The organism is Streptomyces sp. NPDC031479 (assembly GCF_055581065.1).
This window is the reverse complement of the sequence record NZ_JBVIKC010000030.1, coordinates 1-13096: the sequence shown is the minus strand read 5'-3', so window position 1 is coordinate 13096 and position 13096 is coordinate 1. Positions and strand designations below refer to the sequence as shown.

13 protein-coding genes and 1 pseudogene are annotated in these 13096 nt (G+C 71.2%); 6 read left to right on the top strand and 8 right to left on the bottom strand.

Annotated features, from left to right (window positions below; genetic code table 11):
- Position 1: 1 nt before the first annotated feature.
- From ACZ5D2_RS27610 to ACZ5D2_RS27595, 4 genes are all read left to right on the top strand, one after another.
- The gene (locus ACZ5D2_RS27610) at positions 2-415 is read left to right on the top strand and encodes a roadblock/LC7 domain-containing protein (protein WP_030037347.1); all 414 of its coding nucleotides are present in this window, start codon (positions 2-4) and stop codon (positions 413-415) included.
- Between the two features lie 93 nt (positions 416-508).
- Positions 509-1066: a DUF742 domain-containing protein gene (locus tag ACZ5D2_RS27605; RefSeq protein ID WP_371676503.1), complete on the top strand. Its 558-nt coding sequence runs from the start codon at positions 509-511 to the stop codon at positions 1064-1066.
- On the top strand, positions 1047-1631 hold the full coding sequence (locus ACZ5D2_RS27600) for a GTP-binding protein (protein ID WP_136214583.1): 585 nt from the start codon (positions 1047-1049) through the stop codon (positions 1629-1631). Before ACZ5D2_RS27605 ends, ACZ5D2_RS27600 begins: the two co-directional genes overlap by 20 nt.
- Positions 1632-1782: 151 nt before the next feature.
- On the top strand, positions 1783-2535 hold the full coding sequence (locus tag ACZ5D2_RS27595; RefSeq protein WP_371676504.1) for a class I SAM-dependent methyltransferase: 753 nt from the start codon (positions 1783-1785) through the stop codon (positions 2533-2535).
- 7 nt (positions 2536-2542) lie between these two features.
- Here the strand turns inward: ACZ5D2_RS27595 and ACZ5D2_RS27590 are convergent, their stop codons facing one another.
- Entirely contained in the window at positions 2543-3631 is a 1089-nt protein-coding gene (locus ACZ5D2_RS27590; RefSeq protein ID WP_468932928.1) for a glycosyltransferase, read from the bottom strand.
- 199 nt (positions 3632-3830) lie between these two features.
- Here ACZ5D2_RS27590 and ACZ5D2_RS27585 point away from each other — a divergent pair, with 199 nt between their 5' ends.
- Positions 3831-4715 (top strand): hypothetical protein, encoded by an 885-nt coding sequence (locus tag ACZ5D2_RS27585; RefSeq protein WP_468932926.1) that lies wholly within the window; start codon positions 3831-3833, stop codon positions 4713-4715.
- Between the two features lie 202 nt (positions 4716-4917).
- Here ACZ5D2_RS27585 and ACZ5D2_RS27580 read toward each other — a convergent pair whose 3' ends face one another.
- A complete protein-coding gene (locus tag ACZ5D2_RS27580) occupies positions 4918-5118 on the bottom strand; it encodes an acyl-CoA carboxylase subunit epsilon (RefSeq protein WP_266842527.1) in 201 nt (66 codons plus the stop codon).
- A 23-nt stretch (positions 5119-5141) separates the two neighbouring features.
- Entirely contained in the window at positions 5142-6725 is a 1584-nt protein-coding gene (locus tag ACZ5D2_RS27575) for an acyl-CoA carboxylase subunit beta (protein ID WP_266842525.1), read from the bottom strand.
- 258 nt (positions 6726-6983) lie between these two features.
- On the opposite strand from ACZ5D2_RS27575, the gene ACZ5D2_RS27570 reads away from it, so the two are divergent.
- Positions 6984-7586, top strand: coding sequence for a YceI family protein (locus tag ACZ5D2_RS27570; RefSeq protein WP_371676507.1), 603 nt, complete (start codon positions 6984-6986; stop codon positions 7584-7586).
- Positions 7587-7617: 31 nt separating this feature from the next.
- On the opposite strand, the gene ACZ5D2_RS27565 is transcribed toward ACZ5D2_RS27570, so the two are convergent.
- From ACZ5D2_RS27565 to ACZ5D2_RS27545, 5 genes and pseudogenes are all read right to left on the bottom strand, one after another.
- Positions 7618-8964 carry a hypothetical protein gene (locus tag ACZ5D2_RS27565; protein ID WP_371676508.1) on the bottom strand — a complete coding sequence of 449 codons (1347 nt, stop codon included), beginning with the start codon at positions 8962-8964 and terminating at the stop codon, positions 7618-7620.
- Positions 8965-9060: 96 nt separating this feature from the next.
- Positions 9061-10683: a citramalate synthase gene (gene cimA, locus ACZ5D2_RS27560; RefSeq protein ID WP_468932921.1), complete on the bottom strand. Its 1623-nt coding sequence runs from the start codon at positions 10681-10683 to the stop codon at positions 9061-9063.
- Positions 10684-11009: 326 nt separating this feature from the next.
- Entirely contained in the window at positions 11010-11630 is a 621-nt protein-coding gene (locus tag ACZ5D2_RS27555; RefSeq protein WP_371676510.1) for a TetR/AcrR family transcriptional regulator, read from the bottom strand.
- A gap of 38 nt (positions 11631-11668) precedes the next feature.
- Positions 11669-12709 carry an agmatine deiminase family protein gene (locus tag ACZ5D2_RS27550; protein ID WP_371676511.1) on the bottom strand — a complete coding sequence of 347 codons (1041 nt, stop codon included), beginning with the start codon at positions 12707-12709 and terminating at the stop codon, positions 11669-11671.
- 20 nt (positions 12710-12729) lie between these two features.
- Positions 12730-13096, bottom strand: a pseudogene (locus ACZ5D2_RS27545) (urease subunit alpha); the annotation flags it as partial.

Sequence of the window (13096 nt, the reverse complement as noted above, 5' to 3'; positions counted from 1 at the left end):
GATGAGCCAGGCGGCACAGAACCTGAACTGGTTGATCACCAACTTCGTGGACAACACCCCTGGGGTGTCCCACACCGTGGTGGTCTCCGCCGACGGCCTTCTTCTGGCGATGTCCGACGGGTTCCCGCGTGACCGCGCCGATCAGCTGGCGGCCGTGGCCTCCGGTCTGACGTCGCTGACCGCGGGAGCCTCCCGGATCTTCGAGGGCGGCGCCGTCAACCAGACCGTGGTCGAGATGGACCGGGGATTCCTCTTCCTCATGTCCGTCTCCGACGGATCGTCCCTCGCGGTGCTCGCGCACCCCGAGTGCGACATCGGCCTCGTGGGCTACGAGATGGCCCTCCTTGTCGACCGCGCGGGCAGTGTCCTGACTCCGGATCTGCGCGCCGAGCTGCAGGGAAGTCTTCTCAACTAACAGACAGGCAGTGTGTTTCGCGTCATCGCACCGTAGGGTGCGGTGGCGCGGTTCCACAGGGAGTACTGCGTTCTTGGAGTCGGAGGAGGAGACGTGACAACACCCGGAGGACATCCTTATGGCGGCGCGCAGCAGCCGCAGGGTGGGCACGACCAGAACCGCTTCAATTTCCCCTCGGCTCCCAGCCGGTCCGTGCCGGAGCAGAACCCCTACCAGCACCAGCAGTACGGCCAGCCCCAGCAACCCCCGCATTCCCAGCGCCCTTCGCAGCAGCCGTTGCGCGGCTCCCAGCCGCAGGCTCCGAAGGCGCACAACCCGCTGGTGCGTCCGTACGCGATGACCGGCGGCCGTACCCGGCCGCGCTACCAGCTCGCCATCGAGGCGCTGGTCAGTACCACGGCGGATCCCGCCCGGCTGCAAGGGCAGTTGCCCGAGCACCAGCGCATCTGCCGCCTGTGCCAGGAGATCAAATCCGTCGCGGAGATCTCGGCACTTCTCTCCATTCCTCTTGGTGTCGCCCGCATCCTCGTAGCCGACCTGGCGGAGGCGGGCCTTGTCGCCATTCACCAGCCCGGCGGCGACGAGTCCGCCGGCGGCCAGCCAGATGTGACACTGCTCGAAAGGGTGCTCAGTGGACTTCGCAAGCTCTAACGGCGGAGCGGCTCCCCGCTCCACCACCTCCGCGAAGATCGTGGTGGCGGGCGGCTTCGGCGTGGGCAAGACCACGTTCGTCGGCGCGGTCTCCGAGATCAACCCCCTGCGCACCGAAGCCGTCATGACCAGCGCCTCGGCCGGTATCGACGACCTCACCCACACCGGTGACAAGACGACCACCACGGTCGCCATGGACTTCGGCCGCATCACCCTGGACCAGGACCTGATCCTGTACCTCTTCGGTACGCCCGGTCAGGACCGCTTCTGGTTCATGTGGGACGACCTGGTCCGCGGCGCGATCGGCGCCGTCGTCCTCGTCGACACGCGCCGTCTCGCGGACTGCTTCCCGGCCGTCGACTACTTCGAGAACAGCGGCCTGCCGTTCGTGATCGCGCTGAACGGCTTCGACGGCCACCAGCCGTACACGCCGGAGGAGGTCCGCGAGGCCCTCCAGATCGGGCCCGACGCCCCGATCATCACCACCGACGCCCGCCACCGCGGCGACGCCAAGAGCGCGCTCATCACGCTCGTCGAGCACGCCCTGATGGCCCGTCTGCGGTAGCCGTCCCTCGTACGCGCGGAGCGCCGGGATCCCGATGCGGATCCCGGCGCTCCGTCTTTTCTCCCCGCGCGTGGCACGCCCCGGCCCGCTCCCCGTTGTGGGATCGTCGCGTCGACCGGATCGGCGAGCGGCGAGTTTCGAGGTGATGGGGATGTCCGTGTCCCGCAGCGACGCGTACGGCACGTGGTTCTACGAGAGCCAGCAGGACGGTTCGGCGCGCTCCGCCGAGCGGGTGCTGCCGCTGGTCTTCGATCTGGTCCGTCCCTCCAGCGTGGTCGACCTGGGCTGCGGTACGGGGTCCTGGCTGGCGGCGGCCGGCCGGCTGGGGGCGCAGACGCTCCTCGGGGTCGACGGGGACTGGGTCGCCGAGTCCGCCCTGCGGATCCCGCCGGAGTCCTTCCTGCGGTGGGACCTCTCCCTGCCGCTGCGGATGGACGACCGGCGCTTCGACCTGGCCATGTCCCTGGAGGCGGCCGAGCACCTGGACCCGGGCCGGGCGGACTCGCTGGTCGCCGACCTCTGCGCGCTGTCCGACGTGGTGCTCTTCTCGGCCGCGGTCCCCGGTCAGACCGGCAGCGACCACCGCAACGAGCAGTGGCCGAACTACTGGCGCGACCACTTCGGCCGGTGGGGCTACGAGCTCGTCGACTGCCTGCGCACCCGCCTGTGGGACGACCCGGAGATCGAACCCTGGTACGCGCAGAACGCCTTCCTCTACGTGAGCGCGGACCGCCTGGCGGGCGACGAACGGCTGCGGCAGGCCGCGGCGGAGACGGGACGCATGCCGCTGTGCGCGGTGCACCCGGGGCTTCTGGCCCTCTTCTCCAAGCCCTTCGCCCCGGAGGTGCCCGTACCGCCCGTGCGGCGTCCCGCTCCCGCGCGCTTCACCTCGGCCGCCCGCTAGCCGTCCGTCAGGCCTGGGCGGGCACGGACAGGCGCCGGAGGGCGAAGCCCCGGTTGAGTTCGGTCTGGCGACGGTAGGGGTCCGGCAGGTCGGGCAGGGCCAGGAGACGGTCGCAGGCCTGGAGGCAGGCCGTCAGGTCGCCCACCCAGAACGCGGTGATGGAGTACTCGAACAGCAGCCCCCAACGGTAGACCCAGGGCTGGATGAACAGGACGTCGTCCGGGACCGGCCGGTCCAGGCAGCCCCGGACGATGGCGTGCGCCGAGTGGTGGCGGCCGAGCAGCCGCAGCCGCGAGACCAGTTCGTAGCAGGCCTCCAGCCGCTCCGGCCGGGACTCCCAGGCGCGGCTGAGCGCGTCCATCGCGGCCGGCCAGTCGGCGGGGTCCCCGCTGTCGCCGTGCAGCACGCCGACCTGGAGGAGGGACTGGTACACCTCCTCCACCCAGCCGCCCATGGCCGCCCGCCGCTCGTACAGGCGGATGGCCTCGGCGCGTTCGCCCATGTCCCGCATGGTGTTGGCGAGGTAGAAGACGGTCCGGCCGTTGTCCGGGTCGCGTGCCATCTCGGCGCTCAGCAGCCGGGCGTCGCGCTCGAACTTGTCGTGCTTGGAGCCTCCGTCGCCGTGGTCCTCGATCACCAGGGCGTCCAGGTGGGCCACGGTCTCGGTACGGTCGCAGGTGATGTACTCGTGGGTGACCCCCTCGTACCGCCACGGCAGCCGGCCGCTCACCAGGCGCTTGATGCGGTACTCGGTGTCGCCCTCGTGGCGCAGCATGTACGCATCGGCCACCAGCGGCGGCAGGGGCGCGTCGGCGCGCAGGACGAGGTCCGCGTCGAGGAGGAGCAGGTAGTCGGCCTTGCCGCGGGCGTGGGCGATGTTGAGGCTCCGGTTGTGCCCGAAGTCGGTCCAGGGCTCCTCGTGGAGTTGGCCGGGGATCCCGTCGAGCGCGGCGCGGATCAGCTGCTGCGTGCCGTCGGTGGATCCGGTGTCGGAGATGACCCAGGTGTCGATGTGGTCCCGTACCGCGGCCAGGCAGCGCTCGATCACGGCGGACTCGTTCTTCACGATCATGCAGAGGCAGATGGTCGGCTTCACGGCCGGGACCTTAGGGACGGCCGGTGCCGTCCGCTCCGCAGCGCGCCGCGCGGCTGACCCGGGTGGGTGGGGGCGCTGGGCCGAACCGCTGAACCACCGGCGCGGCGCCCGGTGCCGTGTATCGGGTGCTCCCCAGGATGTCGTCGGACCACCGGACGATCCGGTGATCATGCGATCGGATTTTCCCGAGGAGCGGCACATGCGTCTTGAGGACAGCAGCAGATCCAAGCTGGGCCCGCTGCCCAGGCGAGCCGGCTGGCTCACCGGTGGAGCGTTCGCCTCCATCGCGCTGGTGCTGGGCGGCATCGCCTCCCCCGCCGTCGCGGCGGCGCCCGGGGCGGACGCGCTGGGCGGTGGGGACCACTGCCAGTCGTCCGACTCGCGGTCGAAGGCGGCGCCGTCCGGCGGCGGTGGCGACGACGACTGCCGCGGCCCGCAGGGCCCGAGGGGCCCCCGCGGCCCGAAGGGCAAGCCGGGCCCGCCCGGCCCCACCGGCCCGACGGGTGCGACGGGTGCGACCGGAGCCACGGGTGCGACGGGTGCCACGGGAGCGACCGGAGCAACTGGAGCCACGGGAGCGACCGGCGCGACCGGCGCAACTGGAGCCACAGGTGCGACCGGAGCCACAGGAGCCACCGGACCCAGCGGGTGCGGTAACGGCATCGGCTCGATCCTCTCCAACAGTACCGAGGAATTCAGCGTCTTCCTGATCAACGGAGTGGCGTACGGCGGACACCGGGACGACCCCCAGACGGGGCCCTACAAGCGGGAAGACCTCACCACGACCGCGCAGAACCCCGGCTACCCCAATCCGTCAACCGTCTGCAGCGCAACCGTGTCGTCCCTGGGCCAGGTGACGAACTTCAAGGTCATGACCACGACCGGGACCGTGTACGAGCTCCAGTGCGCCTCCAACGGGACGACTCTCGACTGCGGCACTCCCGTCACCAACCTCAAACCCTGGAATCAGGTCGTCATCCAACCGGTGGCCGGCGGACCGTTCCTGAGGAACGCCGCGCCCAAGCAGCCCGGCTCCGCGAACACGGCGGACAAGGGACCGGCCAAGGGCGGCAAGCGGCCCTGACGCCGGCGGGACCCCGCTGAAGTTGCCGTGCCCGGATCGTCCGGGCACGGCACACTGCCGTGTCCGGCGCCCGGCCCCGCCCCCACCCCGGGGCGGGGCCTTCGGCGTCCGGGCGGCGAACGCCGGACGGCCGCCCACCGCACCCGGGTTCGGGTGCGGACGGGCGGCCGTCGGGCGAAGCGGTGGCGCGGTGGCGGGCCGGCTAGCCCTGCCAGCTGTGCGGGGCCTGGAAGCCGCGGCTGCGCTCCAGGCGGCGCCAGCCGGCCTGGGAGCGGGGGCTGGTGGCGGACTCCTCGGGCGTGGCGGCGGCGCGGGCGAGCAGGATCGCGGTGATCGCGGCCAGCTCCTCGGGCGCGGCGTTGCCCTTCTCGACCTTCAGCAGGGTGTCGGTGGCGGTGCTCATCGGTGGCAGGTCTCCTTCGCTCGTTACTGCGGCGGGTTGCCGTGCTTGCGGGACGGCAGATCGGCGTGCTTCGTGCGGAGCATCGCGAGGGCGCTCACGAGCACCTCGCGGGTCTCGGCGGGGTCGATGACGTCGTCCACGAGGCCGCGCTCGGCCGCGTAGTACGGGTGCATCAGCTCGGCCTTGTACTCCTTGACCATCCGGGCGCGCATCGCCTCGGGGTCCTCGGCGTCCGCGATCTGCTTGCGGAAGATGACGTTGGCCGCGCCCTCGGCGCCCATGACGGCGATCTCGTTGGTCGGCCAGGCGTAGGTGAGGTCGGCACCGATGGACTGGGAGTCCATGACGATGTACGCGCCGCCGTAGGCCTTGCGCAGGATCAGCGAGATGCGCGGCACGGTGGCGTTGCAGTACGCGTACAGCAGCTTGGCGCCGTGGCGGATGATGCCGCCGTGCTCCTGGTCGACGCCCGGGAGGAAGCCGGGGACGTCCAGCAGCGTGACGATCGGGATGTTGAAGGCGTCGCAGAGCTGGACGAACCGCGCGGCCTTCTCGGAGGCGTGGATGTCCAGGACGCCGGCGAGGTGGCCGGGCTGGTTGGCGACGATGCCGACGACCTGGCCGTCCAGCCGCGCGAGGGCGCAGATGATGTTGCGGGCCCAGCGCTCGTGGATCTCCAGGACGTCGCCGTCGTCGACGAGCTCCTCGATGACCTTGAGCATGTCGTACGGGCGGTTGCCGTCGGCCGGGACCAGGTCCAGCAGGACGTCGGAGCGACGGTCCTTCGGGTCGTCGGTCTCGTGGACCGGCGGGTTCTCACGGTTGTTGGAGGGCAGCATCGTGATGAGGTAGCGGACCTCGGAGATGCAGGTCTCCTCGTCGTCGTACGCGAAGTGCGCGACGCCCGAGGTCTCGGCGTGCACGTCCGCGCCGCCGAGGCCGTTCTGGGTGATCTCCTCGCCGGTCACCGCGCGGACCACGTCCGGGCCGGTGATGAACATCTGCGAGGTGTCGCGGACCATGAAGACGAAGTCCGTGAGCGCCGGGGAGTACGCGGCGCCGCCGGCGCAGGGGCCGAGCATGACCGAGATCTGCGGGATGACGCCCGAGGCCTTGGTGTTGCGCTGGAAGATGCCGCCGTACCCGGCGAGCGCGGAGACGCCCTCCTGGATGCGGGCGCCCGCGCCGTCGTTGAGGGAGACCAGCGGGGCACCGGCCGCGATGGCCATGTCCATGATCTTGTGGATCTTCGTGGCGTGGGCCTCGCCCAGCGCCCCGCCGAAGATGCGGAAGTCGTGGGCGTAGACGAAGACCGTGCGGCCCTCGACGGTGCCCCAGCCGGTGATGACACCGTCGGTGTAGGGCTTCTTGGCCTCCAGGCCGAAGCCGGTGGCCCGGTGCCTGCGGAGCTGCTCGACCTCCTTGAAGGAACCCTCGTCGAGCAGGAGCGCGATGCGCTCGCGGGCGGTCAGCTTGCCCTTGGCGTGCTGCGCTTCGGTCGCCCGGTCGCTGGGGCCGCGCCGGGCGTCCTCGCGGAGGGAGTGCAGCTCGGCCACGCGCCCGCGGGCGTCCGTCGGCTCGCTCGGAGTCTGGTCCACAACGGTCATGTACCGACCTTACGAAGCCCGGCCATGAAAACCCTCCGTTGGTTCTACACAGTCTCGGGCCCCATCCGCTGTACGGGCCGGACAGAACCTCCGAAGGATGTACGGACTCCCCCAGTGGGGACCATTGGGCTTTGTGGGAGTCCCACAAAACGACCCCCTTCAACCCAGAGGAAGTTGAAATTTGAACGGAATGGCTCTAGTCTCGCTCTAGTTGAAGTTTCAAGCAATTTCTTCGCAGAACCTTCCGAGGAGGAAGCCATGGGTCTCTTCACCCGCCGCAGCCAGACCACCCCCGTCGCCACGCTCGACGTGGACCCGGCGCTCGCCGCCCTCACCGGCGACTACACGATCGACGCCGGCCACAGCAGCATCGGCTTCACCGTGCGCCACGCCATGGTGACCAACGTCCGCGGCAGCTTCACCGAGCACGAGGGCACGCTGCACCTCGACGGCGCGGACCCCTCCCGGTCCACGGCCGCCATCGACGTCACGATCGCCTCCGTCGGCACGGGCATCGCCGACCGCGACGCGCACCTGCGGGGCGCCGACTTCTTCGACGCCGAACGCTTCCCCCTGATGCGCTTCCGCTCCACCTCGGCGCAGCGCGTCGGCGGTGACACGTACCGGATCACCGGTGAGCTGACGATCAAGGACGTCACGCGCCCGCTCTCCATCGACCTGGAGTTCGCGGGCAGCGCGACCGACGTCTACGGCAACGAGCGCGTCGGCTTCGAGGGCTCGGCCGAGATCCTCCGCTCCGACTGGGGTCTGACCTGGAACGCGGCACTGGAGGCCGGTGGCGTGATGGTCAGCGACAAGGTGAAGCTGACCTTCGACATCTCGGCGATCAAGCAGGCCTAGGTCCTGCCGGACGGCTCCGGGCCGGGGGCGACTACCAGTCGCCCCCTCCGTCGAAGCCCCCACCGCCGTCGAAGCCGCCCCCGCCGCCGAAGTCCCCGCCGCCGAAGTCGGACGGGTTGAAGTCCGCCCCGGAGACGTCGCCCCCCTCGAACCCGGAGCCCATGCCACCGCCGAAATCGGAGGCGTAGGCGGGAGTGGACATCATCGAACCGAGCATCGTGCCCATCAGCAGGCCGGGCAGGATGCCGCCGCCGAAGTAGCCGCCGGCCCAGGGACCGTACGCCGGGCCGGCGTCGTAGTAGGGGCGCGGCCCGTGCTCGGTGTCGACGGTGCGGACCGCCGGGTCCAGGCCGTCACGCAGCCGTACGGCGTCCGCCGCGCAGACCGGAACCGTACGCGGTGCCCCGCCGGCCGGCGCCCAGGCAGCGTCCTCGCTGCTCGGGCCGTGGCGCGGGTCGAAGAAGCAGGGCGAACGCCGCTCCGGCAGGGGCCGGCCCTGACGGCGCGCGTCGAGGCGGGCCAGCGCGAAGCGGCCGTCCTCCAGCGCCTGGGTCACGCCCTGGACCTCCTCCGGGCGCTGCACGGAGGCCATGATCTGCTTGGCCTTCTCGTAGGAGTCCAGGCCCTGCGCGTAGTCCGACCGCATCGCGTCGTCGGCGCCGGGCTCGCCCGGGTGGAAGTCGAGGCGGTCGAGTTCCTCGCCGAATGCGGTGATGTCCTCGTCCACGACCACGCTCAGGCGGGCGATGGCCTCACGGCGGGCCTCCTCCTTCCGCCGGCGGTTGCGCTTCACCAGCGCGTACGCACCGCCGCCGCCGACCAGCGCGACCGCCCCGAGGCCGATCAGCGCGCCGGTGGGAAAGGCGTCGTCCGCGGCGGCGCCGCCCCAGGAGGCCGGGGCTCCGCCCTTGACCTGGGTGAGGGCCTGGTCGACGAAGTTGTTGAGCTGGGTGTTCGCGTCCACCGGGGTGCCGGTCTTGACGGCGTCGGTGAGGTTGCGGACGGCGTTGCCGGACATCACGGTCCGGTCGGCGCCGGCCTTGAAGCCGTCGCCGAGGCGGACCGCGTACAGACCGGTGACCCCGGTCTCGGCCCGGACGGCGCCGAGCACCTTGTCCTGCGGGAACTCGGCCGTGTTCGGGAGCACGGCGACGAACACCGGCTTGCCCGCGTCCTTGATCTTCTTGGCCAGCGCGTCGGCCTGGCTCTGGGACAACTGCGCCCGCGCCCCGGGGTCCACGTAGACGGGCCCCTTCTTCAGGGCCTCCCCGACGGCGGAAACCCCGGTGGCCGCCGACGCCTGCGGGGCGACCACGAGAGCGGTCGCCGACAGGGCCAGCAGCAGGCCGGAAAACACGGAAATCAGCCTGGTCCTCATGCCCAAGACGCTACCCGAACGGGACTTTTCCTGTGTGAGCTGGACATAAAGGAAGTCCTGCGACCCCGCAACCCGGCATCCGGCCCCCGGGGACGCCTACTCCGCCGGTTCGACGCCCGCGCGCAGGAGGCCGAAGGTGAAGGCGTCCTCCAGGGCCTGCCAGGACGCGGCGATCACGTTCTCGGCGACACCGACCGTGGCCCACTCCCGGGTGCCGTCCGTCGTGGAGATCAGGACGCGGGTCGTGGACTCCGTACCGTGCTTGCCCTCCAGGATGCGGACCTTGTAGTCGATGAGCTCGAACTTGGCGAGCTGCGGGTAGAAGCGTTCCAGGGCCACGCGCAGGGCCCGGTCCAGGGCGTTGACGGGACCGTTGCCCTCCGCCGTGGCGACGATCCGCTCGCCCTTGGCCCACAGCTTGACCGTGGCCTCGTTGGCGTGGGTGCCGTCGGGGCGGTCCTCGACGATCGCGCGCCAGGACTCCGTACGGAAGTACTTGCGCGCCCGGCCCTCGACCTCGGCGCGCAGCAGCAGCTCGAAGGAGGCGTCGGCGGCCTCGTAGGTGTAGCCCTGGAGCTCCCGCTCCTTGACCCGCTCGACGACCCGGGAGATCAGCGCGCGGTCCCCTCCTAGGTCGACGCCGAGCTCCTTGCCCTTGAGCTCGATGGAGGCCCGGCCGGCCATGTCGGAGACCAGCATCCGCATGGTGTTGCCGACCCGCTCCGGGTCGATGTGCTGGTAGAGGTCGGGGTCGACCTTGATGGCCGAGGCGTGCAGTCCCGCCTTGTGCGCGAAGGCCGAGACGCCCACGTAGGGCTGGTGCGTGGAGGGGGTGAGGTTGACGACCTCGGCGATGGCGTGCGAGATGCGGGTCATCTCGGCCAGGGCGCCCTCGGGGAGCACCTTGCGGCCGTACTTGATCTCCAGCGCGGCGACCACGGGGAAGAGGTTGGCGTTGCCGACGCGCTCGCCGTAGCCGTTCGCGGTGCACTGCACGTGCGTGGCGCCCGCGTCGACGGCGGCCAGGGTGTTGGCGACGGCGCAGCCCGTGTCGTCCTGGGCGTGGATGCCGAGGCGGGCCCCGGTGTCCGCGACGACCGTCGCGACGACGGCGGTGACCTGGGCGGGGAGCATGCCGCCGTTGGTGTCGCAGAGGATGACGACATCGGCGCCGGCCTCGTGCGCGGTGCGGACCACGGACTTGGCGTACTCGGCGTTGGCGCGGTAGCCGTCGAAGAAGTGCTCGCAGTCGACGAAGATGCGGCGGCCCTGGGCGACGAGGTGCGAGACGGTGTCCCGGACCATCTCCAGGTTCTCTTCGAGGGTGGTGCGCAGCGCGAGTTCGACGTGCCGGTCGTGGGACTTGGCGACCAGGGTGATCACCGGGGCGCCGGATTCCAGGAGGGCGCGGACCTGCGGGTCCGCGGCGGCGGAACCGCCGGCCCGGCGGGTGGCGCCGAAGGCGACGAGCTGGGCGTTCTTGAAGTCGATCTCTGCGCGGGCGCGGGCGAAGAACTCGGTGTCGCGGGGGTTGGCGCCGGGCCAGCCGCCCTCGATGAAGCCCACGCCGAAGTCGTCCAGGTGCCGTGCGATGGTCAGCTTGTCCGCGACCGTGAGGTTGATGCCCTCACGCTGGGCGCCGTCGCGCAGGGTGGTGTCGAAGACGTGGAAGCTGTCATCGAGGGCCGCTGTCGGCTCCGTCGCCTCTGTCGTCGTCATGCTGATCTGACTCCTGTCGGATGAGTGGTTCCGGAAGCCCGGGATCCACTGCCCCCATCATCGCGCGCTGCCGCCCGGCGTGTTTTTGGAGCCGGGAAACGAAAAGACCCCTCGCGGGTGCGAGAGGTCTGCGCGCGGGTCTGAGGCACGGTGGCCGCTGCCGCGAAGGTCTTCCACGGTTTCAGCGGTCACAGAGGACCGGCGCGCTGCTGTCCATAATCATGAGCTGAGCAGGCACGCTCGCAGTGTGCCACACAGCCCGTCACCCGTGGACGCCGGTCTCAGCATCCGGGCAGCCCCGTCCGGCAGCCGGGCCGGCCGCCCGGTCAGGCCTGCGCCACCAGGGCTTCCGTGAGGTACTCGGCCACGTGTTCGAGGATGTCCTCGCGCCCGATCCCCGGCAGTCCGACGGCCAGCTGGATGCTGAAGCCGTCGAGCAGGGCCCGCAGGCGGGCCGCGACGCGTTCGGCGTCCACGGGGCGGAACTCCCCGCGCGAGATGCCCTCGGCGAGGAGGGCGACCAGGTCGCGGTGCCAGGCGCCCTCGATGGCGGCCTGCCGTTCGCGTTCCTGGGGCCCGGCGTTCTGGGAGCGGTTCCAGACCTCCAGCCACAGGGTCCAGTGCGGGTCCCGGGGGCCGTCGGGCACGTAGAGGTCCACGTAGGCCCCGATGCGGGCGCGTGCCGTGCCGGGACGGGACAGCAGGGCGCGCCGTTCGGTGCCCAGCGCCGCCTCGCTCCACTCCAGGGTCCGCAGCAGGAGTTCGTCCTTGCTGCCGAAGTAGTAGAGGAGGTGGCCGCTGCTCATGCCGACCTGGCGGCCGAGGCCGGCCATGGTCAGGCCGTCCAGTCCGCGCTCGGCGATCGTGGCCATGGCGGCGACGAGTACGTCCTCGCGCGGGGGCGCGTTCTTGCGCGCCGCCCGTACCGGTACTCCACCCGCCACCATGGGCCACTCCTTCACGAGGTTCGCCGGCGGTCCGTGGGTCAGACCTTCGGCTGCTGCTGGGTGATGCAGTGGATACCGCCACCCCCGGCGAAAATCGTACGTGCGTCAACGAGCGTCACGGTCCGCTCCGGGAACAGACCGCGGAAGATTTCCGCGGCCTCCTCGTCGCGCGGGTCGTCGAAGGAGCACAGCACCACGCCGCCGTTGCAGAGGTAGTGGTTGATGTACGAGTAGTCCACCCACTCACCGTCCTCCTCCAGCACGGTCGGCGCGGGGATCTCCACGACCTCCAGCTGCCGGCCGCGGGCGTCGGTGGAGGCGCGCAGGATCGCGGCGATGGTCTTGCAGCGCTCGTGGTCCGGGTGGGCGGGGTCGGGCTGGGTGTGGACCACGACCACGCCGGGGCGGGCGAAGGCGGCGACGATGTCCACGTGGCCCTGGGTGCCGTAGGTGCCGTAGTCGCCGGCCAGGCCGTACGGGAGCCAGATGGCCTTGGTGGTGCCGAGGTGGGCGTGGATCTCGGCCTCGACCTGCTGGCGGGTCCAGCCGGGGTTGCGCCCCTCGCCGAGCTGCACGGTGTCGGTCAGGAGTACGGTGCCCTCGCCGTCGACGTGGATCGCGCCGCCCTCGTTGACCAGGCGGGTGCTGTACGTACGGGTGCCCGCGAGGTCGGAGACGTGCCGGGCGATCTTCTCGTCGTGGTCCCAGCGGGCCCACTCCTGGGCGCCCCAGCCGTTGAAGGTCCAGTCGACGGCGGCCAGCTCGCCGGCGTCGTTGGTGACGAAGGTCGGGCCGATGTCGCGCATCCAGGCGTCGTCGAGCTCCCGCTCGACCAGCTGGACGTCCTCGCCGACGAGCGCGCGCGCCGAGTCGGCGTCGCCCGGGGAGACGACGAGGGTCACGGGCTCGTAGGAGCGCACCGCGCGGGCGACGGCGCCCCACGCCTCGCGGGCCTCGGCGAGCTCCCGCTCGTTGGTGAAGGTGGGGTTGGGGCTGGGCCACGCCATCCAGGTGCGCTCGTGGGGGGTCCACTCGGCGGGCATCCGGAATCCGTCGGCGGTGGGCTTGTTCGTGGTCATGGCAGACGTCCTTACGGGCTTCACAGGAAGTACAGGCGGTTGAGGGAGACCGACTCGGCGGCTTCGGAGCGCAGCGGTTCCCCGTCGAGGGAGACGAGTCCGCTGCGCGCGTCCACATCGACCGCGCCCACCCGGGAGTTGAGGAGGAGGTCCCGCGGGCCGATGCCGCGGGTGCCGCGGACGGCGACCCGGCGGCGGCGCGTGGGCATCTCGTCGGAGCCGAGCGCGGCCGCCGCGGCGGAGACGAAGGCGACGGAGATGTCGGCGGCGGTGGCCCCGTAGGAGCCGAACTGCGGGCCGAGGACGAGCGGTTCGCAGGTGTCGGTGGCGGCGTTGGGGTCGCCGGTGACTCCGTAGGCGGGGAAGCCGGACTTGAGGACCAGCTGG

What these genes read in the sequence shown, in the direction of transcription:
- ACZ5D2_RS27610 (WP_030037347.1), top strand. Translation starts at nt 2, where the DNA reads ATGAGCCAGGCGGCACAGAACCTGAACTGGTTGATCACCAACTTCGTG.
- ACZ5D2_RS27580 (WP_266842527.1), bottom strand. Translation starts at nt 5,118, where the DNA reads ATGAGCACCGCCACCGACACCCTGCTGAAGGTCGAGAAGGGCAACGCC.
- ACZ5D2_RS27585 (WP_468932926.1), top strand. Translation starts at nt 3,831, where the DNA reads ATGCGTCTTGAGGACAGCAGCAGATCCAAGCTGGGCCCGCTGCCCAGG.
- ACZ5D2_RS27575 (WP_266842525.1), bottom strand. Translation starts at nt 6,725, where the DNA reads ATGACCGTTGTGGACCAGACTCCGAGCGAGCCGACGGACGCCCGCGGG.
- cimA (WP_468932921.1), bottom strand. Translation starts at nt 10,683, where the DNA reads ATGACGACGACAGAGGCGACGGAGCCGACAGCGGCCCTCGATGACAGC.
- ACZ5D2_RS27555 (WP_371676510.1), bottom strand. Translation starts at nt 11,630, where the DNA reads ATGGTGGCGGGTGGAGTACCGGTACGGGCGGCGCGCAAGAACGCGCCC.
- ACZ5D2_RS27595 (WP_371676504.1), top strand. Translation starts at nt 1,783, where the DNA reads ATGTCCGTGTCCCGCAGCGACGCGTACGGCACGTGGTTCTACGAGAGC.
- ACZ5D2_RS27570 (WP_371676507.1), top strand. Translation starts at nt 6,984, where the DNA reads ATGGGTCTCTTCACCCGCCGCAGCCAGACCACCCCCGTCGCCACGCTC.
- ACZ5D2_RS27565 (WP_371676508.1), bottom strand. Translation starts at nt 8,964, where the DNA reads ATGAGGACCAGGCTGATTTCCGTGTTTTCCGGCCTGCTGCTGGCCCTG.
- ACZ5D2_RS27550 (WP_371676511.1), bottom strand. Translation starts at nt 12,709, where the DNA reads ATGACCACGAACAAGCCCACCGCCGACGGATTCCGGATGCCCGCCGAG.